Source organism: uncultured Flavobacterium sp., from assembly GCF_951805225.1.
Taxonomy (GTDB): domain Bacteria; phylum Bacteroidota; class Bacteroidia; order Flavobacteriales; family Flavobacteriaceae; genus Flavobacterium.
In genome coordinates this window covers 3411694-3431568 of the sequence record NZ_OX638201.1, presented here as the reverse complement: position 1 = coordinate 3431568, position 19875 = coordinate 3411694, and the positions used below count along the sequence as shown (strand labels likewise).

The 19875-nt window shown below is 32.1% G+C and carries 21 protein-coding genes and 1 tRNA gene; 12 read left to right on the top strand and 10 right to left on the bottom strand.

Going from position 1 to position 19875, the window contains the following annotated elements; genetic code table 11:
- Positions 1 to 289: 289 nt before the first annotated feature.
- The 11 genes from WN975_RS13880 (at position 290) to WN975_RS13830 (ending at position 9573) form a co-directional block, all read left to right on the top strand.
- Positions 290 to 360, top strand: a tRNA-Trp gene (locus WN975_RS13880).
- Between the two features lie 363 nt (positions 361 to 723).
- Positions 724 to 1302: a nucleotide exchange factor GrpE gene (locus tag WN975_RS13875; protein ID WP_337967060.1), complete on the top strand. Its 579-nt coding sequence runs from the start codon at positions 724 to 726 to the stop codon at positions 1300 to 1302.
- Between the two features lie 78 nt (positions 1303 to 1380).
- Positions 1381 to 2490: a molecular chaperone DnaJ gene (dnaJ, locus tag WN975_RS13870; protein ID WP_099709207.1), complete on the top strand. Its 1110-nt coding sequence runs from the start codon at positions 1381 to 1383 to the stop codon at positions 2488 to 2490.
- Positions 2491 to 2655: 165 nt separating this feature from the next.
- On the top strand, positions 2656 to 3576 hold the full coding sequence (locus WN975_RS13865; RefSeq protein WP_337967059.1) for an ATP-binding cassette domain-containing protein: 921 nt from the start codon (positions 2656 to 2658) through the stop codon (positions 3574 to 3576).
- Between the two features lie 97 nt (positions 3577 to 3673).
- Complete coding sequence (locus tag WN975_RS13860; protein WP_337967058.1) at positions 3674 to 4990, top strand: ABC transporter permease; 1317 nt, start codon at positions 3674 to 3676, stop codon at positions 4988 to 4990.
- 111 nt (positions 4991 to 5101) lie between these two features.
- Positions 5102 to 6265 (top strand): sigma-54 dependent transcriptional regulator, encoded by a 1164-nt coding sequence (locus WN975_RS13855; RefSeq protein WP_337967057.1) that lies wholly within the window; start codon positions 5102 to 5104, stop codon positions 6263 to 6265.
- Positions 6266 to 6374: 109 nt separating this feature from the next.
- Positions 6375 to 7040, top strand: a complete 666-nt coding sequence (locus tag WN975_RS13850; RefSeq protein WP_337967056.1) for a DEAD/DEAH box helicase — start codon at positions 6375 to 6377, stop codon at positions 7038 to 7040.
- Positions 7041 to 7102: 62 nt separating this feature from the next.
- Positions 7103 to 7918, top strand: a complete 816-nt coding sequence (locus WN975_RS13845; protein ID WP_337967055.1) for an alpha/beta fold hydrolase — start codon at positions 7103 to 7105, stop codon at positions 7916 to 7918.
- 19 nt (positions 7919 to 7937) lie between these two features.
- Complete coding sequence (locus tag WN975_RS13840; RefSeq protein ID WP_099709201.1) at positions 7938 to 8156, top strand: DUF2007 domain-containing protein; 219 nt, start codon at positions 7938 to 7940, stop codon at positions 8154 to 8156.
- 74 nt (positions 8157 to 8230) lie between these two features.
- Positions 8231 to 9034, top strand: coding sequence for a Cof-type HAD-IIB family hydrolase (locus WN975_RS13835; RefSeq protein WP_337967054.1), 804 nt, complete (start codon positions 8231 to 8233; stop codon positions 9032 to 9034).
- An 11-nt stretch (positions 9035 to 9045) separates the two neighbouring features.
- Positions 9046 to 9573 carry a GNAT family N-acetyltransferase gene (locus WN975_RS13830; protein ID WP_337967053.1) on the top strand — a complete coding sequence of 176 codons (528 nt, stop codon included), beginning with the start codon at positions 9046 to 9048 and terminating at the stop codon, positions 9571 to 9573.
- Between the two features lie 115 nt (positions 9574 to 9688).
- Here the strand turns inward: WN975_RS13830 and WN975_RS13825 are convergent, their stop codons facing one another.
- Complete coding sequence (locus WN975_RS13825) at positions 9689 to 10210, bottom strand: hypothetical protein (protein ID WP_099712692.1); 522 nt, start codon at positions 10208 to 10210, stop codon at positions 9689 to 9691.
- 491 nt (positions 10211 to 10701) lie between these two features.
- On the opposite strand from WN975_RS13825, the gene mtaB reads away from it, so the two are divergent.
- A complete protein-coding gene (mtaB, locus tag WN975_RS13820; protein WP_337967052.1) occupies positions 10702 to 12036 on the top strand; it encodes a tRNA (N(6)-L-threonylcarbamoyladenosine(37)-C(2))-methylthiotransferase MtaB in 1335 nt (444 codons plus the stop codon).
- Positions 12037 to 12247: 211 nt separating this feature from the next.
- On the opposite strand, the gene WN975_RS13815 is transcribed toward mtaB, so the two are convergent.
- The 9 genes from WN975_RS13815 to WN975_RS13775 all read right to left on the bottom strand — a co-directional run bounded on the left by WN975_RS13815 (position 12248) and on the right by WN975_RS13775 (position 19857).
- A complete protein-coding gene (locus WN975_RS13815) occupies positions 12248 to 12757 on the bottom strand; it encodes a hypothetical protein (RefSeq protein WP_099709197.1) in 510 nt (169 codons plus the stop codon).
- Between the two features lie 104 nt (positions 12758 to 12861).
- Positions 12862 to 13578, bottom strand: coding sequence for a 3-ketoacyl-ACP reductase (locus WN975_RS13810; protein WP_099709196.1), 717 nt, complete (start codon positions 13576 to 13578; stop codon positions 12862 to 12864).
- A 127-nt stretch (positions 13579 to 13705) separates the two neighbouring features.
- Complete coding sequence (locus WN975_RS13805; RefSeq protein WP_337967051.1) at positions 13706 to 15829, bottom strand: von Willebrand factor type A domain-containing protein; 2124 nt, start codon at positions 15827 to 15829, stop codon at positions 13706 to 13708.
- A 35-nt stretch (positions 15830 to 15864) separates the two neighbouring features.
- A complete protein-coding gene (locus WN975_RS13800; RefSeq protein WP_337967050.1) occupies positions 15865 to 16836 on the bottom strand; it encodes a hypothetical protein in 972 nt (323 codons plus the stop codon).
- A gap of 2 nt (positions 16837 to 16838) precedes the next feature.
- Positions 16839 to 17339 (bottom strand): sigma-70 family RNA polymerase sigma factor, encoded by a 501-nt coding sequence (locus tag WN975_RS13795; protein ID WP_337967049.1) that lies wholly within the window; start codon positions 17337 to 17339, stop codon positions 16839 to 16841.
- A 115-nt stretch (positions 17340 to 17454) separates the two neighbouring features.
- A complete protein-coding gene (locus WN975_RS13790) occupies positions 17455 to 18075 on the bottom strand; it encodes a hypothetical protein (RefSeq protein WP_337967048.1) in 621 nt (206 codons plus the stop codon).
- Between the two features lie 238 nt (positions 18076 to 18313).
- Entirely contained in the window at positions 18314 to 18940 is a 627-nt protein-coding gene (locus WN975_RS13785) for a hypothetical protein (protein WP_337967047.1), read from the bottom strand.
- Between the two features lie 144 nt (positions 18941 to 19084).
- Positions 19085 to 19384, bottom strand: a complete 300-nt coding sequence (locus WN975_RS13780) for a hypothetical protein (RefSeq protein ID WP_337967046.1) — start codon at positions 19382 to 19384, stop codon at positions 19085 to 19087.
- A gap of 119 nt (positions 19385 to 19503) precedes the next feature.
- Positions 19504 to 19857, bottom strand: coding sequence for a hypothetical protein (locus WN975_RS13775; RefSeq protein ID WP_337967045.1), 354 nt, complete (start codon positions 19855 to 19857; stop codon positions 19504 to 19506).
- Positions 19858 to 19875: the final 18 nt, after the last annotated feature.

Genomic DNA, 19875 nt, shown 5'->3' with positions numbered 1-19875 from the left:
CAAAGTTCACAAAGTTTTTAGCTGATTAAAGAAGACAGAGTTCGCAAAGCTTTGTGATTATTGTTGATGAATAATTCCTGAATTCGTGGCGAAGTTAACCGCAAAGGGCGCTAAGATTTTGCGCAAAGTTCGCAAAGTTTTAATCTGATTAAAAAATGCAAAGTTCGCAAAGGTTTGATGATGATTGTGTTAGTGGTTTATTAGCGTTTATAAGCTTAAATCTTTATAAAATTTACATGAAATAATTGGTGGAAAAGAAAAAAAAGCGTTTAATTTGCGGCCTTAAGTTACGGGCGTAGTTCAAGGGTAGAATAGCGGTCTCCAAAACCGTTGATGGGGGTTCGAATCCCTCCGCCCGTGCAAAAAAAATATAAAATAACAACAGTTATAAGTATTTACAAAAGGCCTTCAAAGATTAAAGGTAAAAGCATAAAAAAAAGCTTCGTCTCAAATAGGCGAAGCTTTTTTTAATATAAGGTAAACTTGAATTAATAATTATTTATAAAGCCGAGGCTAACCCTTAGATTCAATTTTGATAGGTAATAATTTAGATTCTAAATAGGATATCAAATATAGTATAAACTATAACGTAATAGTCTTAAAATTATACTAAATTTTAAAGTACTGATTTTTGTTTTTAAATGGCTCATTGTTAATAAAGTGACAATTTGACATTTTAAAAGATTTGGCAGTACTTTTGCAATCCAACAGAAAGAATAAAAAATGAAGTTTAAGAATATTTTTAAAAATAAAAGTAATATGACTACGGAAAATACAGAATTCGATCAGGAATTAGATGAAGTAACGTTAGAGAACAATGCCAACGGAGAGCAATTGATTGTTGAAGAATTAAGTGTTGAAGAGCAATTGGCTCAAGACTTGGCAAAAGAAAAAGATAAGTTTTTGAGATTATTTGCAGAATTTGAAAATTACAAAAAAAGAACTTCAAAAGAACGTATGGATTTGTTTAAAACAGCAAACCAAGAGGTTTTATTGGCAATGTTGCCTGTTTTAGATGATTTTGACAGAGCTGCTGTAGAGATCAACAAATCAGAGGACGAAAATTTGAAAAAAGGTGTTGAGTTGATTCACGAAAAATTAAAAAGCACTTTGGTTTCTAAAGGTTTAGAGCAAGTTGAAGTAAGAGCAGGTGATGCTTTTAATGCTGATTTTGCTGAGGCAATTACTCAAATTCCAGCTCCGTCTGAAAAATTAAAAGGGAAAATTGTTGATGTTATTGAAAAAGGATACAAATTAGGAGACAAAATTATTCGTTTCCCTAAAGTGGTTATCGGAAACTAAAAATGCAAATTAGATTCTGAATATCAATTTTTTAAGAATTGGATTTTGGATTTTAAGATTTGGAATTTAACCTAAATTATGAAAAAAGATTTTTACGAAATACTAGGCATTTCAAAAAATGCTGACGCTGCTGAAATTAAAAAAGCTTACAGAAAAAGTGCTTTGAAATATCACCCGGACAAAAATCCAGGCGACAAAGAGGCAGAAGAAAACTTTAAATTAGCGGCAGAAGCTTATGAAGTACTAAGCGATCCGAATAAAAAAGCTAAATACGACCAATACGGACACCAGGCATTTGATGGTTCAGGTGGTTTTGGTGGTGGCCACGGTGGTATGAATATGGATGACATTTTCAGCCAGTTTGGTGATATTTTTGGTGGAGGATTTGGTGGTTTCGGAGGCGGAGGCGGAGGTCCTCGTCGTGCAAAAGGAAGCAATCTTCGTATCAAAGTAAAATTGACTTTGGAAGAAATTGCAAATGGTGTTGAGAAAAAAGTAAAAGTAAAACGTAAAGTTCAGGCTAAAGGTGTAACATACAAAACGTGTTCGACTTGTAACGGTCAAGGGCAGGTAATGCGTGTAACTAATACTATTTTAGGAAGAATGCAATCTGCGTCAACTTGTCCTACTTGTGGAGGTTCAGGTCAGATTTTAGATAAAAGACCTTCTGAAGCAGATGCACAAGGAATGGTTCAGGAAGATGAAACAGTATCAATCAAAATTCCTGCTGGAGTTGTTGATGGTATGCAATTGAAAGTTTCTAACAAAGGAAACGATGCTCCGGGAAATAGTATTCCTGGTGATTTAATTGTGGCTATCGAAGAATTAGAGCACGAATTTTTGAAACGTGAAGGTGAAAACATTCACTATGATTTATATATCAGTTTTCCGGAAGCAGTTTTAGGAGTTTCTAAAGACATCGAAGCAATAAACGGAAAAGTTCGTATTAAGTTAGAAGAAGGTATTCAATCCGGAAAAATCTTAAGATTAAAAGGAAAAGGAATTCCAAGTATCAACGGATACGGAAGTGGTGATTTACTAGTTCACGTAAATGTTTGGACTCCAAAAACACTAAATAAAGAGCAAAAACAATTTTTTGAAAATGCTCTAACGGACGAACACTTTGTGCCAAGTCCTGAAAAATCAGAAAAATCATTTTTCGAAAAAGTAAAAGATATGTTTTCATAAACAGAACTTTTTCTAAAATGTCTAAATAATAAAATTAAAAACCCATTCTAGTATAAATAGAATGGGTTTTTTGCATTAATAATGTAAAGTTTCGCTACGAATTATTTACTTTTACAGGCGCAATACCACAAAGGTCAAACTGACGCAGAAAATCTTAAAAATAGCATGAGCAACTTACTCGAAGTACATAAAGTCGTAAAAAAATACGGTGATTATGTAGCGCTTAACGAAGTTTCATTAAATGTGCCAAAAGGTAGTATTTATGGACTATTAGGTCCGAATGGAGCTGGAAAAACTTCCTTAATCCGAATTATAAATCAAATTACTTTGCCAGATAGTGGTCATGTAATTCTTGACGGAGAAAAATTGCAGCCTAAACATGTGCAGACTATTGGTTATCTTCCGGAAGAAAGAGGATTGTATACTTCAATGAAAGTAGGCGAACAATGTTTGTATTTGGCACAAATGAAAGGACTTTCTAAAGCTGAAGCTAAAATACAATTGGAATATTGGTTTGATCGTTTAGGAATTCAAGGTTGGTGGAACAAGAAAATTCAGGAACTATCAAAAGGAATGGCGCAAAAGATTCAGTTTGTAGTTTGTGTATTGCATAAACCTAAATTGCTAATTTTTGATGAGCCTTTCTCAGGATTTGATCCTGTAAATGCAAATGTCATAAAAGATGAAATTTTGGCATTAAAAGAACAAGGAGCAACAATTATATTTTCGACACACCGAATGGAAAGTGTTGAAGAACTTTGTGATCATATTGCTTTAATTCATAAATCGAATAAATTAATTGAAGGTAAACTAAGTGATGTAAAGCGTCAATTTAGAACTAATAGTTTTGAAGTTGGAATTTTGACAAGCAATGTCGAAGGTTTAATGTATGATATCACACAAAAGTTTACTGTTTCGCCAGCAAATTTTAAATCATTAAATGATGATTTGAAATTAGATATTCAAATTGGAGACGCAACGCCAAATGAGTTGTTGAATATATTGACTCAAAGAGGACAAGTAACACATTTCGTAGAAAAAATACCAAGTGTAAACGATATCTTTATTCAAACAGTAACAGGATAGATCTTTAGATCGTTAGACTTCTTAGATTTTTAGAATAAATCTGAGAATCAAAAAATCTAACAATCTAAGAAGTCTAAAAATCTAACTAATCTAAAAAATGAGTATAATTTCATTAATTATAAAAAGAGAATTTATTGCAAAAGTTCGCAATAAATCTTTTGTTGTCATGACTTTTTTAAGTCCGTTATTGTTTGTGGCAATTGCCGGATTTATTGGTTATTTGAGTTCGATGAAAGCCGAAACGAAACAAATTGCAATTCATGATGAAACGGGTTTGTTTGCAAATGATTTTATCAAACAAAATAAAAAAGAGGCCGAATTTAAATATCTGAATTTGTCTGATATTGATGTAAAAGCATTAAAAGACAGTATTACTAATGAAAGTTTTGATGGTTTAATTATTATTCCGAAAACAAATAATTTAAAAGATTTAGAAAGTAAAATTGAGTTTATTTCGAATAATAGTCCAAGTATTGTTTTTATCGAAAAAACACAAGATGTTATTGCGGAGAAAATTACCAAAATCAATTTAGAAGCGGCAAATCTAGATACTCTTGCAATTCAAAAAGCACAATCTGCGGTTAATATTCATTTGGTAAAAGCTTCGGGAGAAGAAAGTTTAAAAGGATTAAATGAAATAAAAATTGGTATTGGCGGAGCATTTGGATATTTAATTATGATGTTCATTATCATTTACGGAAATATGGTAATGCGAAGCGTAATCGAAGAAAAAACAAACCGTATTATAGAAATCATTATTTCGTCAGTAAAACCATTTCAGTTGATGATTGGTAAAATTGTCGGAACTTCGCTTGCAGGATTATTGCAATTTATGATTTGGGCGATAATTGGTTTAGGATTAATGTTTGCAGCGTCGGCATTTTTTGGAGTAAATGTTGGTCCAACGGCAAGAATTTCACCGGAATTAATGCAATCAGCACAACACGAAATGTCGGGAACGGCACAAATGTATATTAGCGAATTATGGAATTTACCAATTGCAAGTATCTTAATTGGTTTTGTAATTTATTTCATCGGAGGATACTTTTTGTACAGTTCGTTTTATGCCGCAATTGGAGCTGCAGTTGACAATCAAACCGATTCACAACAGTTTCTTTTGCCTATTATTATGCCACTTATTTTAAGTGTTTATATCGGATTTTTTACGGTTGTAAATGATCCACACGGAACAATTGCTGTAGTGTTTTCGATGATTCCGTTGACCTCGCCAATTGTTATGTTAATGCGACTTCCGTTTGGAGTGCCGTGGTGGCAAATCGCGATTTCGGTATCATTATTGTTTGCTACCTTTTTCCTTGTTGTGTGGTTCGCAGCAAAAATTTACCGAATTGGTATTTTAATGTACGGCAAAAAACCAACCTGGAAAGAATTGTATAGATGGCTTAAATATTAATTTTTAAAGGTGCTAAGGTTCTGAGGAACTAAGTCGCTAAGATTTTCTTTAGCTACTTAAAATAAAAACTCAGAATCTTAGCAGCTCAGAACCTTAGAACCTCAAAAAGAAATGAGTAAAATACTAATTATAGAAGACGAAGCATCGATCAGAAGAGTTTTGGTAAAAATTTTATCAGAAGAAAATGATACGTATCAGGTAGATGAAGCGGAAGATGGAGTTGCAGGTCTTGACAAAATAAAAAACAACGATTACGATTTGGTTTTGTGCGATATCAAAATGCCAAAAATGGATGGTGTTGAGGTTTTAGAGGAAGTAAAGAAAATAAAACCTGAAATTCCGATGGTCATGATTTCTGGTCACGGCGATATGGAAACAGCGATTCATACCATGCGTTTGGGAGCTTTTGATTATATCTCAAAACCACCAGATTTAAATCGTTTATTGAATACTGTTCGTAATGCTTTGGACAAAAAACAACTTGTCGTTGAGAATAAAATCCTAAAGAAAAAAGTTAGTAAAAACTACGAAATGGTAGGAGAGAGCGAAGCAATCAATCATATTAAAGTGATGATTGAGAAAGTAGCTCAAACTGAAGCGAGAGTTTTGATTACGGGACCAAACGGAACCGGAAAAGAATTAGTAGCGCATCAATTACATGAAAGAAGCGAACGTGCTAATTTCCCAATGATTGAAGTAAACTGTGCTGCGATTCCGAGTGAATTGATCGAAAGCGAATTGTTTGGTCACGTAAAAGGTGCTTTTACATCAGCGGTTAAAGATCGTGCCGGAAAGTTTGAAGCAGCAGACAAAGGAACTATTTTCTTAGATGAAATTGGTGATATGAGTCTTTCGGCGCAAGCCAAAGTTTTACGTGCTTTGCAAGAAAGTATGATTACCAGAGTTGGAGCCGAAAAAGATATCAAAGTTGATGTTCGCGTTGTGGCTGCAACCAATAAAGATTTAAAAGTTGAAATTGCCGAAGGTCGTTTCCGTGAAGATTTATACCATCGTTTGGCTGTGATTTTGATTAAAGTTCCGCCATTGAATGAAAGACGTGATGATATTCCGGCTTTGATTACGCATTTTACAGAGAAAATTGCTTCGGAACAAGGAAATGCTGTGAAAGTATTTTCGGCGCAAGCCATTAAATTATTACAAGAATACGATTGGACAGGAAATATCCGTGAACTTCGAAATGTAGTCGAAAGATTAATCATTTTAGGAGGAAGCGAAATTTCTGAAAATGACGTAAAAATGTTTGCAAGCAAGTAAATGCTTCGCGCAATAGGCTTTAAGCTTTAAGCTTTAAGCTTTAGGCTCTTAAAAAATACAAATAATTTTTGCTTATGGCTTATAGCCAAAAGCTTAAAGCATAATAAAGATGAAACTAAAAAAAATAAACGAGAAGTTACAAGACGCTTTAATTGAAAATGGTTTAACAGAAGCAAATATCTTGCAGCAAGAAACTTTTTCGACGATAAAAAGTGGTGCAGATTGTATCATTCTTTCTCCTGCGGGAAGTGGAAAATCGACTACGATTGTGTTGAACGTAATTCAGCAATTGTCTGGTCATACAGAAGAATCGCCACGTGCTTTGATTTTTGTAGAAGACAAAGCTAAAGTTTTGGAAATGGTTCAGCTTTTCGAAAAATACGGAAAGTATTCTAAGCTTGAAATTTATGGTGTGCATGATAAAGGCGACATGGATTATGATAAAAATTATATTTCGACAGGAATCGATGTTTTAATAGGAACGCCAAATAAATTGAGCGACATGTTTACTACAGCGGGTTACAATGTAAATCGCTTGAAAATGTTTATTCTGGACGATGCAGATCCTATTTTGAAATTACGTCACGAAACTAAAATCATGAGAATTTCGAATAGTATCACAAAAACGCAACGTATTATTTTTGCTGAAACATTGACAGAACGTATCGAAATTTTGGCAGACAAAATGTTACTCGAGCCTTATATATTTGATATGGATGAAGAAGGCGAAGAAGAACTTGATGAAGAAGAAGACGAAATTCAAGAAGAGGAATAAAGTCGCAGTTTTCAGTCTCATTCTGAAAACTGTGACTGCGATTGAACACTTAATTTTAGTTTATGGAAATAATAAAGACATTTAAATTTTTAACGATTGTTCTTTTGGCGTTTTTCGTTGTGATTTATGTTGTTATTGTTTCCTATGTCTATTTCAATCAAGTTGAAATGGTTTTCTTAGGTTCGAAACTTCCGAAAGACTATAAGTTTGATTATCAACAGAAATTTGAAGAATTGAACATAAAGTCTTTTGATGGCGCAAACCTAAACGGACTTTTGTTTAAAGCAGAAAATTCAAAAGGATTGGTTTTTTATCTTCATGGAAATGCCGGAACATTAGAAACCTGGGGTAAAATTGCAAAAGTTTATACCAATTTAGGATATGATATTTTTATCTTGGATTACAGAAGTTTTGGCAAAAGTGAAGGTGAAATTGAGAACGAAGAGCAGTTAAATAAAGATATTTCTATTGCATACAAAACAGTAACGAAGCGATATCCTGAAAATAAAGTTATTATCGCGGGTTATTCAATTGGTTCAGGACTTGCTACTATTTTGGCGTCTGAGAATAATCCAAAAGCTTTGATTTTGCAATCTCCATATTATAGTTTTACAGAATTGTCAAGTACCAAAGTGCCGTTTTTTCCGAATTTCATGAAGAAATTCAGCTTAGAAACTTATGAGTATTTGCCTAAAGTCAAAGCGCCAATTTATATTTTTCACGGAATGCAGGATCAATTGATTCCTTATGAAAATTCAGTTCGGTTAAAAGAACTTTTGAAAGATAAAGTTCATTTTTATCCGTTAAAAAATCAGGAACATAGTTTTATGAATGAAAACAGTGATTTTCAAAATCAACTCAAAATAATATTAGAATAACTATATAAAATAAAATGTCATGGGATTAATGAAAGTGTATTCAGGAAGTGAAGTTTTAGCACTTGCTTTACAAGAAAGATTAGAAGAAGCGGGAGTAGAAACAGTAAAAAAAGATAACATTCAATCTGCACGTTTAGGCGGTTATGGAGGATCTGATTTAGCAGTTGAAGTATTTATTCAGGAAACAGATTTTGCAAAAGCAAATCCGGTTATTGAAGAATTTAGAATGAGTATCTAAATAAAGTTTTCAGTTTTCAGTCTCAGTTTTCAATAGTTACTGAGACTGAAAACTGAGACTGAAAAATAAAAAACATGCAATATAAAATGTTAGTGCTCGACATGGATGATACCTTGTTGACAGACGATCATAAAATTTCGGAATTAAATAAAAAAGTACTTCTTGAAGCGCAGGCAAAAGGTGTTTATGTTGTTTTGGCTTCTGGCCGACCAACATCTGCAATGACAGCTTATGCTAAAGAGTTAGAATTAGACTTGAATAATTCTTATATTATTTCGTTTAACGGCGCTATAATTAGTACTGTAAAAGATGATATTGTAATATTTGAACAAAGTCTAACGCCGGAACAAATTCATGATTTATACGATTATAGTATAAAAATGAAAACTCATATTATCACTTATATTGATGGTGAAATTGTAAGTGAAACCGATTCGGAGTATATCGAAATCGAAAAAGAAATTACAGGATTGCCGCATAATAAAGTGCCAAGTTTTAAAGACGCAGTTACTAAGCCTGCGGTAAAATGTATTTTATTGGCAGAACCTTCTTATTTAAAAGAATTAGAAAAAGATTTAAAATTGGCAATGCCAAATTTGAGTATTGCAATGTCAAAGCCTTTTTTCTTAGAAGCTGCACAAAAGGGTATTGATAAAGCAGCAAGTTTAAAACTTTTGGCTGAAAAGCTAAATATTCATCAAAGTGAAATTATTGCCGTAGGAAACGCAGGAAATGATTTAACCATGATTGAATATGCCGGACTTGGAGTTTGGGTTGATAATGTAACGCCTGAGTTGCGTGACAGAGCCGATGTAATTGTTGCTTCAAATAATAATAATGGAGTTGCTGAGGTTGTAGAACGCTATATTCTAAACTAAAATATTTTTTGATGAAAGAGCCAATAGAAACGGAACGATTACTTTTGAGGGAAATACAGATGTCTGATGTTGATGGAATTTTTGAATTAGAATCTAATCCAAACGTACATTTATATGTTGGCAATAAACCAATTACTCATATTGACCAAAGTCGCGCTTATATCGAATTTATTCATAAGCAATATAAGGATTTCGGAACTGGTCGTTGGGCTGTTATTCTAAAAGAAACCAATGAATTTTTAGGTTGGTCCGGAATTAAGTTTATTACAAATGAAATCAATAATCATAAAGATTTTTATGAGATTGGATATCGTTTCATCGAAAAACATTGGGGAAAAGGATATGCAACTGAAGCCGGAAAAGCTTTTGTAGATTATGCTTTTAATGTAATGAAAGTTGATGCACTATATGCTTACGCAGATGCAGGAAACGAAAACTCAAGAAGAATTCTGGAAAAACTAGGTTTACGTTATGTAAACTCTTTTGAATATGAAGAAGAATTGGAAGTTTGGTATGAATTGAAAAATCCAAACTTATAGAATCCTAAGAAATGCGTTCCAAATCTTTGTAAACTTAACTCATTTAAGATTTACAAAGATTTGGAAAACAACTCGAAGTTTTTAATACTTAAAATATAATCCTGAGTATTAAATATTATTTTTTAGCTACAGAAACAAAATATTTATTTCCGTCACCCATTGTAAGTTTTACACGCTCATCGCAAAGATCGATTGCAAAGTTCACACTTTCGTAACAGCTGCAAGTAGTATTTTTGTCTTTAGACATTTCAGTTTTACAATTGTTATTTTTAAAAGTAGCCAATTGTGGAGTGTACAAACTTACTAAATCTGTAGAAGCTGTGACTAATGAAATGATACTTGCCGAATTATTATTAGTAATTCTGTAAACAATTCTATCAGTATAATTTACCTCGTTTACTGTTACTTTACGAATATAAGTATAAGCTGTTGATCCTTCACTAGGTTCTTTTACTTCAAATTTAAATCCAACCGCACGAATTGCAATATCAAATTGTGATTGAGAGTTTAAGCTCGCCCAATTTGTCAATGTGCTAATAGATGGAAATGGATTAGCAGGAGCTGGAGCAGCAGTTTGCGCCTGAGAGCTAAATAAGGTTAAGAACATCAAGCAGATTGTGGGTAAAAATGCTTTCATATGGAGTTTTAATTTATAATTTTTGCCTACTCTTTCTGGTTTTCGGCTTACCCATTTTTTATAATAACAAAGCAACAACATAACGGGGGAAAATCAAAATTGTTATGGGCAAATTATTATTTAAATAATATAATTTTAGTTAACCTTTTTTTAGAGAAGTGAAATTACTTCTAAAAACTAACTTAGCAAAGTTAAATGTAAGAAAATTTGAATTTAATTCTTAAAAAAACGCATTTAATCGGTATTATTTGCATTTAATCGATGTTTTGTCATTTTATTCTTATTGAAATGATAAGTCAATTTTTTACAGATAAATTTTATGCACAAATATTTTGGTTTAATTTATAGACGTCTAAATATTGGTTTGTTGCAAAATGTTGATATATAGTGTATTATTGATTTTATTTTAAAGAATATTGTACGTAAATTTGCAAACTCTTCAAAAGAGATGTAAATATAATATCTTACTACTTAAAATGTAGTTTATTCCCATGGAAAATAGAAAAAAAGTTGCCTTTTATACGCTTGGTTGCAAATTGAATTTCTCAGAGACTTCTACAATTGCCAGAAACTTCAATGACGAAGGTTTTGATCGCGTTGATTTTGAAGAAGTAGCTGATATTTATGTCATCAATACCTGTTCAGTTACAGAGAATGCTGATAAGCAATTTAAGCAAGTTGTAAAAAAAGCAATGAAACTTAATGATAAAGCTTTTGTCGCTGCCGTAGGTTGTTATGCACAATTGAAACCTGAGGAATTGGCAAATGTTGATGGTGTTGATTTGGTTCTTGGAGCTACAGAAAAATTTAAAATTACCGACTATATTCACGATTTGAGCAAAAACGACATGGGTGAAGTTCATTCCTGCGAAATTGCCGAAGCTGATTTCTACGTTGGTAGTTATTCTATTGGAGACAGAACTCGTGCTTTCCTGAAAGTTCAGGACGGTTGTGATTATAAATGTACCTATTGTACGATTCCGTTAGCGAGAGGAATTTCGAGAAGTGATGCATTAGAAAATGTATTGCAAAATGCCAAAGAAATTTCTGCGCAAAACATCAAAGAAATTGTTTTGACAGGAGTAAATATTGGTGATTACGGAAAAGGAGAATTCGGAAATAAAAAACACGAACATACATTTCTTGATTTAGTTCAGGCTTTGGATAAAGTGGAAGGAATCGAGCGTTTGAGAATTTCATCTATCGAGCCAAATTTATTGAAGAATGAAACAATTGAATTTGTTTCTAAAAGCAGAACTTTTGTTCCGCATTTTCATATTCCGTTACAATCAGGAAGTAATGATATTTTGAAATTAATGAAGCGTCGTTACTTACGTGAAGTTTACACAGAAAGAGTAAATAAGATTCGCGAAGTAATGCCGCACGCTTGTATTGGTGTTGATGTAATTGTTGGTTTTCCTGGTGAAACAGACGAACACTTTTTAGAAACGTATCATTTCCTTAACGAAATGGATATTTCTTATTTGCACGTTTTCACTTATTCAGAACGAGATAATACAGAAGCTGCAAATATGTCCGGAGTTGTTCCGGCAAATGTGAGAGCAAAACGTAGTAAAATGTTACGTGGATTATCCGTTAAAAAACGTCGTGCTTTTTACGAAAGTCAATTAGGATGTAACAGAACCGTTTTATTCGAAAGTGAAAATAAAGAAGGATATATTCATGGTTTTACCGAAAATTACGTAAAAGTAAAAACGCCTTGGAATCCTGAATTGGTAAATACATTACAAGAAATCAATTTGACAAAAATCGACGAAGACGGAAGCGTTCGTTTAGAGTTTATAAATAAATTGGCGGAAGCTTAAAACATATAGTTTGTCATTTCGAGGAACGAGAAATCTCCGCAAGTAACTCGACAAAGTTTGACCGCTAAGTTTGTCATTGCGAGGAACGAAGCAACCACACTAACAATATAAAAGCAGAAAAGCCCTTTGTAAAAAGGGCTTTTCTGCTTTTAAGACCTTTGTCAAAGTTCAAAACTTTGACAAAGGTTATAAACGTATTACTTCAAAATATTTACTTCTGATCTTCAGGAATAACCAGTTTCAAAGAATTAATATAATCCGTATCAAATTCAATAACTCGTATTTTTTGTGGATTAAAACTCAATTCTCCACCAAACTGACCTCTTATATCCAGAAAATCAATTGTAAGTTCTTCTTCGTTCAGTTCAATTAGTTTTCCTAAATAAGCTGATTTTGCTGATTTCTTCGAAATTTGAAAAATCCCATATTTATTATTTACATAATTCAGAATTGAACTCAAATCCCGAATCGGAATAATATCTTCTGCATTTGTTTTTAAACCTTTTAAACGAATTACTTTTTCAGTAAATTCAAGATCCTGATCTCTATGAACCGCTTCGATATTTTTGTTTTTAAGAATCACAAAACCGTCAAGAATAAAATCTTCGGGATTGTTTCGTAGTAAAATCCAATCATCAGAATAATCAATAAGAAATCCGGTAAAAAGTTCTTTTTTATCCGTGAATTCTATTGAAATTAATTGTCTTAGATATTGTTCCATTTGATGTTTGTTTAAGGCGTTTAAAATCTTTGTCAAAGTTTAAAACTTTGACAAAGACGGTCAGTTTTTAAAGTCTCAATATTTTGAATATGAGATTTGTAGTCTTAAGGATTTGTAGACCAGATACTGCTGTTTTTTATAAAAACTCTGCGGTTCAATTTAAGTTGCGCAACGATCAATTCGGCTACATCTTCAGATTGCATTACTTTTTCAGGATTTCCATCCGTCAATTTTAATTCGATAGCCAGATCAGTTGCAACCGTACTTGGCGTTAAAGCCGTAACACGAATATTGTGTTTTCTCATTTCGTGCATCAAAGAATCAGTTAATCCAAGAACAGCGAATTTTGACGCACTGTAAGCGCTCGTCAAAGCATTTCCGTTTAATCCTGCCGTCGAAGAAATATTGATAATATCACCTGTTTTTCTTTCGATCATATTAGGTATAACGGCGCGAGTTGTATAGTAAGTTCCCATTAGGTTAACCTGAATGATTTTTTCCCAAGCAGAAGGTTCTAATTCCAGAAAATTTCCAAAAGTACCAATTCCGGCATTATTGATTAAAATATCAATATGTCCAAATTCGGCTAGAGCCTTTTCTACAGCACTATTTATAGAATTAATATCAGAAACATCAGCCGTTAAAGCCAATGATTTAACACCAAGTTTAGAAGTTTCAATTGCTAGTTGATCAATGTCAGTCTGAGTTCTTGCAACCAAAATCACGTTTACACCTTCTTCTGCCAAAGCAATGGCGATAGCTTTTCCAATTCCTTTTCCAGCACCGGTAATTAGCGCATTTTTATTTTTTAAGTCTGTCATGATTTGTTTTTTAGAAATGCAAAAAGCATCATTTTAGTAACACAAAAATACAGTTTTTACTTCCTAAAACGATGCTTTCAGTTGTTTTCTTAATCTAAGTTTAACAAACTTTTTTATTCTTTCAAAACTATATCGCCGATTGAACAAGACGAATAAATTCAGCCTTATAACCTTCTGAATCTTTTGATAATCCTTGTTTGGCTAATTTTAAAATATCATCAGATGATTTATTCGAAATAAGTTTTGAATCTCTCAATTTCAATCCAAACCACGCAACAGCAGTACTAAATTTAAAATCATCCGAAGCTTTGTTTAAAGCAACCGCTTTGTTTTCAATTACATTTACCATTTCGATACTTTTATCGCCGTCAAGTTTTTTGTAACGGAATTTTATTGTTGCAAGTTCATTATTATAATTATTTCCTGTTTCCTGTACTTTAGTATATTTTAAAGCATCAGGTTGTTGGTTTAGATAATCACTTTCAACTCCCGCCGGAATAATTTCGTACAAAGCCGTCACAGTATGATTACTTCCTAATTCTCCTGCGTCAATGGCATCATTTTTAAAATCTTCCGGACGCAATTTTCGGTTTTCATATCCAATTAAACGATACGCCTGAACTTGTTTCGGATTAAATTCTATCTGGATTTTCACATCTTTTGCAATAGCAAACATTGAACCTTTGAATTCTTTTCCTAAAAAACGATTTGCTTCCTGAATATTATCGATATAAGCATAGTTTCCGTTTCCTTTATCGGCCAAAGTTTCCATTTTACTGTCTTTATAATTTCCCATTCCATAACCCAAACAAGTTAAGAAAACGCCTGTTTTTCTTTTTTGTTCAATCAATTTCTCCATGTCAGAATTTGAAGAACTTCCAACATTAAAATCACCATCAGTCGCCAGAATTACTCTGTTGTTTCCGCCTTTAATAAAATTTTCGGTAGCAACTTTGTAAGCCAGTTCAATTCCTTCTCCTCCGGCAGTACTTCCACCGGCTTCTAAGTTTTCTAAAGCATCAATTATAGTTTCTTTCTCATCTCCGGAAGTTGGAGGCAAAACCATTCCGGCTGCTCCGGCATAAACAACAATGGCAACATTATCTTTTGCTCTTAATTCGTTTACCAGAATCTTCATGGATTGTATCAATAATGGCAATTTATTGTCGTCTCCCATAGAACCCGAAACATCAATTAAGAAAACCATATTTGAAGCCGGTAAATTCTCTGTAGCAATATTTTTTCCTTGTAAACCAATTCTAAGAATCTGATTTTTTGTGTTCCAAGGAGAATCGCTTAATTCAGTATTGATCGAAAAAGGATGCTGATTTTTTGGCTGCGGATAATTGTATTTAAAGAAATTTACCATCTCTTCAACACGAACAGCATCTTTAGGAACTGCTTGTCCGTTATTGATAAAACGTCTGATATTAGTATAAGAAGCATTGTCAACATCGATAGAAAAAGTAGAAAGAGGTGCAGTTTTTGGGCTTTCGAATGCATTTTCTACAAAAGCATCATAATCTTCCTGATTTGTCACAACAGGTTTATTAGGATGTAGAATGTTTAATTTGGCATCAAGTTCTTTCTCCGTAAGATTTTTATAGATTCCGCTTTTAGTTTCTAAAATAACAACACCATTTGAAGCTTTATTTCCATAAACAGCTGTAGCATCTTTATCTTTTAAAACTTTAACATCCTGAACATCATTCGGATTAATTTTAGCAAATTGTTCTGCATTAACAGGAATTCCATCCAGAATATACAAAGGTTCATTTTTAGCTAAAATTGGCGCTGTGCCTCTAATTGCTTCATTTTGATTTGAGTCATATTGGACATATCCGGATGAAACAGCAACTCCGGCAACTCTGCCCTGAATCATTACACTAGAAGCTTGGACTGATCTCTTTTTTTTGGAACCACCATAAGCTGTAACAACAACTTCTTGCAGCGATTGATTGTGTTCTTGTAATACAACGTCGATAATATTTTTGTCACCAACAGTTTCTGTATGAGATTTATATCCAATAAAGTTGAACAATAAAACGTCGCCTTTTTGAGCCTGAATACTATATTTTCCGTCAAAATTCGTAGTAGCTACTTTTTTTGTTTTCTGAATATAAACATTTACGCCAGGAAGTGCTTGACCACTTTTATCTGAAATCGTTCCTGTAATTGTTTTTTCCTGTGCTGCAACTACGAAACATATAAGCATAGAAAGGGCTAATGAAATAAGTTTTACGTTTTTCATGATAGTAATTTTTAAATTAAAAAAATGTTTTTTTGCTAGTTTTTAGCGGCTGGTTTTCCTGTTTTAGTAGTAATAATTACAACTCCTTTTTTGCCTTTTTCGCCATATTTAGATGTAGCTTCCAGATCTTGAAGTACAGTTATGGTTTTGATTTCCTGTTTGTTCAAAGGAGCATAAGGACTTGTTGGATTCGTGCCAAATAAATCATTTTCTGAATAATACATTCCATCGATAATATACAAAGGCTGATCTAATACTACCAGGGAATCTACATTTTCCGGTTGTAAATTGGGAATTTCCCTTTGCATCATTTTGTCTCTTTTCTGATCGTCACTATGAGACATTGGATTTCCGTTTATGAGAATTAATGGCGCACTTTTTTTAGCCATTGAAGTTTGTTTTTCTGCTGCATAGGCAACTTTAGCAGATTCTCTTTGTACGCTTTTTCCATATCCAAAGTTTTGTACATCTTTTGCATTCTCGGATGTAGTTTCTTCTTCAATATTAGTATAACCGGATTGTGAAGATACAGGCGCAGCAATTTGATCCGCAACTGGAGTAGCACTTGCTTCTGCAGTAATAGCATTAGCTACAGGGACTTGAACTTCTTGTAAAGCTACTTGTGGTTCTGCTTTAATTGGTGTTTCTAAGATTTTTACAGCTTCTGCTTTTGGAATTAATGGAGAATCTGCTGAAACAACTTCTTTATTTTTTTCTAAAGCAGGATTCTCAATTGTTTCTTTTTGATCTTCATTTACCAAACCTTTAGAAGTTTGAGTTGTTGTGATTTTATCCGATTTTAGAAACTGAGCGCCTAAAGAGATTAATAATAATAGTGAAGCTGCAATTGCAATTTTTTTCCATAGTGAAATCGCTTTTTTGTCTTCTTTTTTGTCCAGTTTGTCTTCCAGACGCGACCAGACTTTTTCCATTCCTGGAAAATCTTTTGATTCCGCGTTGTGTGCGGCATCTTTAAATTTATCGAATATTTTATCTTGATTGTCCATGACTACTTTGCTTTTTGATAATACAATTTATTTACTAAATCCTTTAGCTTGGTTTTTGCGGCATTCAATTGTGATTTCGATGTGCCTTCGGAAATGTTTAGCATTGCAGCTATTTCTTTATGTCCAAAACCTTCTATAACAAAAAGGTTAAAAACAGTTTTACAGCCGTCCGGAATATGGTTTAGTAAATTGAGTAAATCTTCTTCTTCCAAAGCGTTAACTTCTTCTGTAAAAGGTTGCGAGAGTAATTTGACATCATCAAGATACATGTTGAAATTTGTATTTTTCTTGATCGTTGCCAAACAATGATTGACAGTTATTTTTCTTGCCCAAGCCTCAAAAGCCAGAACTTCTTTTAGTTGTTCCAGTTTTGTAAATATGGTATAGAAAGCGTCAGCCATAGCTTCTTCTATTTCTTCTTCCTTTTTGAGGTATCGTTTGCAAACGCGATACAATTTTGGAGCCATATGCTCATAAACCTGACGCTGAGCATCGCGGTTCATTTTTTTGCAGTTAGAAATTAGCGTTTCGTTTATCACAATTGTTGTCTTTCTTATATAGAGAGATGAAAAGATAAAAAGGTTGGGAAGGCGATGAAAAAAAATAAAAAATATAGATTTATTTATTCTCTGTAATTATACAAACTCCATTTATTCCTAAGATCCCATAACTTTGATATGCTTTTAAACCTCTTAAAATTTTAGTTGTATATTTTTTATTTTCTGCATTTTCAATTAAAAACTGTTTTAATTTTTCATTTCCTTTTGGCATTTTTTCAATTAAGCCATAATAATTAGTAATTCCTCTATCGACTATAATTTTTTTATCATTTATAATCGTAATCGATTTTCTTTTAATTCTTTTTCGATTTAAAACTTTCTGCTGAACATAAACAGTTTCGTTCTTTACATCAATTAATTCTGTTTTGTTTTTGAGTAGAATTATTTTTTTATTTTCTAAATAATCTAATTTATAGCTTTTTAGATCATTCTTTTCATTTTCGTTTAAATCTTTTATATCAATAAAAATGTGTTCATCTTGTTTGAACCATTTTGTTGTAAATGAAATCATCCTGCTGCCGTGAGTAGGAATGTTGGAAAATTTTACTACTGAGTCATTTATAAATTTTATTCTATATTCTTTTGAGTTTTCTGAGGAAAAAGAAGTGTAAGAAACATTTCGTTTTTGTGCATATGCGTTTAACGCTATAAAAAAGATGAAACATTTTATTTTAATCATTTTTAGAAAAGTAAAAGTTATATTTATACAGAGAGCTAAAATGATAAAAAGGTTGGGACAATGATGATTTTTTACGGATCAAAGCCACAGAGATTCAAAGTTACAAGGGTTTCGTGGTAGAGGCGCACAGCAGTGCGTCTCTGGTTGAGTATATTCTTTGCGGGAGACGCACTGCTGTGCGCCTCTACATATATAGGAATGAATATATCTTACTTTATTATAATTTATTTATAGCAATTTATTCTCCTAAGCAAATGTCATTATAGAATTCTACAATTTCATTAATTTGATTATAACCAAATTTATTATCTTTTATTCTTTTGACTAAAGAATCGCAGTCAGCAAAAAAACTTGTTGTCGTTTTTTTCCAATTTGAAAGAATTCCGGAATTTATATATGTTGGATATTGGGCTTTTTTTCTTTTTACATAGAATAACTCTCGATATTGTTCTGTTCTATAAGCGTAACTATTTATGTTATTTGTGCCATGAGTTGACATTGCAGTTTTCTTTGTAATATTGGGATCTGTAAAAAGCTGTGTTTTTTCCTCTTTATAAAGACAAACATTACCTTCTACAATTAGTTCAAGTAATTTTGGGTCACCAGAAGCGTTTAGTTTAACATATTCATAGGTTTGTACAATATCAAATCCAATAAATTTAATCTTACTCACATTTTCATGATCCCAAGTATCAGCTTTATCATCAGCAGAAATTTTGAATTTTATTTTGTTGTTTTTTAAAGAGGCAAGACCTTCGATAGAATCTCCGTCTTTAAAATAAATTATAGCATCCTGAGTTTGAGAATAACTTTGAAAGCTTAAAAAGAATAAGAAGATTATTATGCTTTTGTAAATATGTTTCATTTTTAAAAATAATATTTAAGAAAATGGTTTTTATGAAGTTTTCGATTATATTTTTTAAGAATTTTGTCATTCCTCGTTCCTCGGAATGACAAAATACGGACAAGTTTTATTTAATTGGTAAACTCAATTTAAAAATCTTGGTTTCTAATAACTATTAATTGTATAAATTTTTCCTCCATTTAAAGTAAAATCAGCTAGATTTTGTTCTTTAATTTCTTCTAATTTCATTTTGCATTCAGGGCATTTTTTGAAAATTTTATTATTTTCATCACTATGGTTTTTCAAAAAAATCAAATTTTCTCTATTTATGAGAAGTTTTAATCGATTGCTGATTTCATTTTCATTTAAATTATTGTAATTCTGAAATTCATGCAACGTGAGTTTGGTAATAAATAACTCTTTTTTTGCTACTTCAAAAACACCAATTATTCCAAGAAAATTCATTGCCCGGGAACTTCCGATTATCTTAAAGCATAAAGTTTCTAAATTGCAATTGAAGCACTTAAGATCTATAACGGTTCCGCTTAATATATTTTCATTATTAAAATAAAATTCCATCTAATTTAAATGTGTTTTTCTAAAATTGAAAAAAAATCCTGCTCAAACTCTATATCTGATTCTTCATTTTTTATTCTTAAAGTGCTAATTTCTGGGATTATTCCAATTGAAAAGTCTTCTAAATCCATGCTTTTTAAAATCAAATTATAAATAGGCATTGACATTGTTACAAATTTCTTGCTGTCATTTTCTTTAAAACTAAATTCTTTTAAAATAGCAATAATTTTATTTTTGTTATCTGTCTCAAGTAGAATTTCTTTTGGATTGACAACATCATATTTATTAATGATTAACTGCGTAACTTTATTTATGTCAATTAATTTTTTCGACTCTAAAAAATCGAATAATAATATTCCCATCCTATTTTGATTTCTTTT

What these genes read in the sequence shown, in the direction of transcription:
- WN975_RS13875 (WP_337967060.1), top strand. Translation starts at nt 724, where the DNA reads ATGAAGTTTAAGAATATTTTTAAAAATAAAAGTAATATGACTACGGAA.
- dnaJ (WP_099709207.1), top strand. Translation starts at nt 1,381, where the DNA reads ATGAAAAAAGATTTTTACGAAATACTAGGCATTTCAAAAAATGCTGAC.
- WN975_RS13865 (WP_337967059.1), top strand. Translation starts at nt 2,656, where the DNA reads ATGAGCAACTTACTCGAAGTACATAAAGTCGTAAAAAAATACGGTGAT.
- WN975_RS13860 (WP_337967058.1), top strand. Translation starts at nt 3,674, where the DNA reads ATGAGTATAATTTCATTAATTATAAAAAGAGAATTTATTGCAAAAGTT.
- WN975_RS13855 (WP_337967057.1), top strand. Translation starts at nt 5,102, where the DNA reads ATGAGTAAAATACTAATTATAGAAGACGAAGCATCGATCAGAAGAGTT.
- WN975_RS13850 (WP_337967056.1), top strand. Translation starts at nt 6,375, where the DNA reads ATGAAACTAAAAAAAATAAACGAGAAGTTACAAGACGCTTTAATTGAA.
- WN975_RS13845 (WP_337967055.1), top strand. Translation starts at nt 7,103, where the DNA reads ATGGAAATAATAAAGACATTTAAATTTTTAACGATTGTTCTTTTGGCG.
- WN975_RS13840 (WP_099709201.1), top strand. Translation starts at nt 7,938, where the DNA reads ATGGGATTAATGAAAGTGTATTCAGGAAGTGAAGTTTTAGCACTTGCT.
- WN975_RS13835 (WP_337967054.1), top strand. Translation starts at nt 8,231, where the DNA reads ATGCAATATAAAATGTTAGTGCTCGACATGGATGATACCTTGTTGACA.
- WN975_RS13830 (WP_337967053.1), top strand. Translation starts at nt 9,046, where the DNA reads ATGAAAGAGCCAATAGAAACGGAACGATTACTTTTGAGGGAAATACAG.
- WN975_RS13825 (WP_099712692.1), bottom strand. Translation starts at nt 10,210, where the DNA reads ATGAAAGCATTTTTACCCACAATCTGCTTGATGTTCTTAACCTTATTT.
- mtaB (WP_337967052.1), top strand. Translation starts at nt 10,702, where the DNA reads ATGGAAAATAGAAAAAAAGTTGCCTTTTATACGCTTGGTTGCAAATTG.
- WN975_RS13815 (WP_099709197.1), bottom strand. Translation starts at nt 12,757, where the DNA reads ATGGAACAATATCTAAGACAATTAATTTCAATAGAATTCACGGATAAA.
- WN975_RS13810 (WP_099709196.1), bottom strand. Translation starts at nt 13,578, where the DNA reads ATGACAGACTTAAAAAATAAAAATGCGCTAATTACCGGTGCTGGAAAA.
- WN975_RS13805 (WP_337967051.1), bottom strand. Translation starts at nt 15,829, where the DNA reads ATGAAAAACGTAAAACTTATTTCATTAGCCCTTTCTATGCTTATATGT.
- WN975_RS13800 (WP_337967050.1), bottom strand. Translation starts at nt 16,836, where the DNA reads ATGGACAATCAAGATAAAATATTCGATAAATTTAAAGATGCCGCACAC.
- WN975_RS13795 (WP_337967049.1), bottom strand. Translation starts at nt 17,339, where the DNA reads ATGAACCGCGATGCTCAGCGTCAGGTTTATGAGCATATGGCTCCAAAA.
- WN975_RS13790 (WP_337967048.1), bottom strand. Translation starts at nt 18,075, where the DNA reads ATGATTAAAATAAAATGTTTCATCTTTTTTATAGCGTTAAACGCATAT.
- WN975_RS13785 (WP_337967047.1), bottom strand. Translation starts at nt 18,940, where the DNA reads ATGAAACATATTTACAAAAGCATAATAATCTTCTTATTCTTTTTAAGC.
- WN975_RS13780 (WP_337967046.1), bottom strand. Translation starts at nt 19,384, where the DNA reads ATGAATTTTCTTGGAATAATTGGTGTTTTTGAAGTAGCAAAAAAAGAG.
- WN975_RS13775 (WP_337967045.1), bottom strand. Translation starts at nt 19,857, where the DNA reads ATGGGAATATTATTATTCGATTTTTTAGAGTCGAAAAAATTAATTGAC.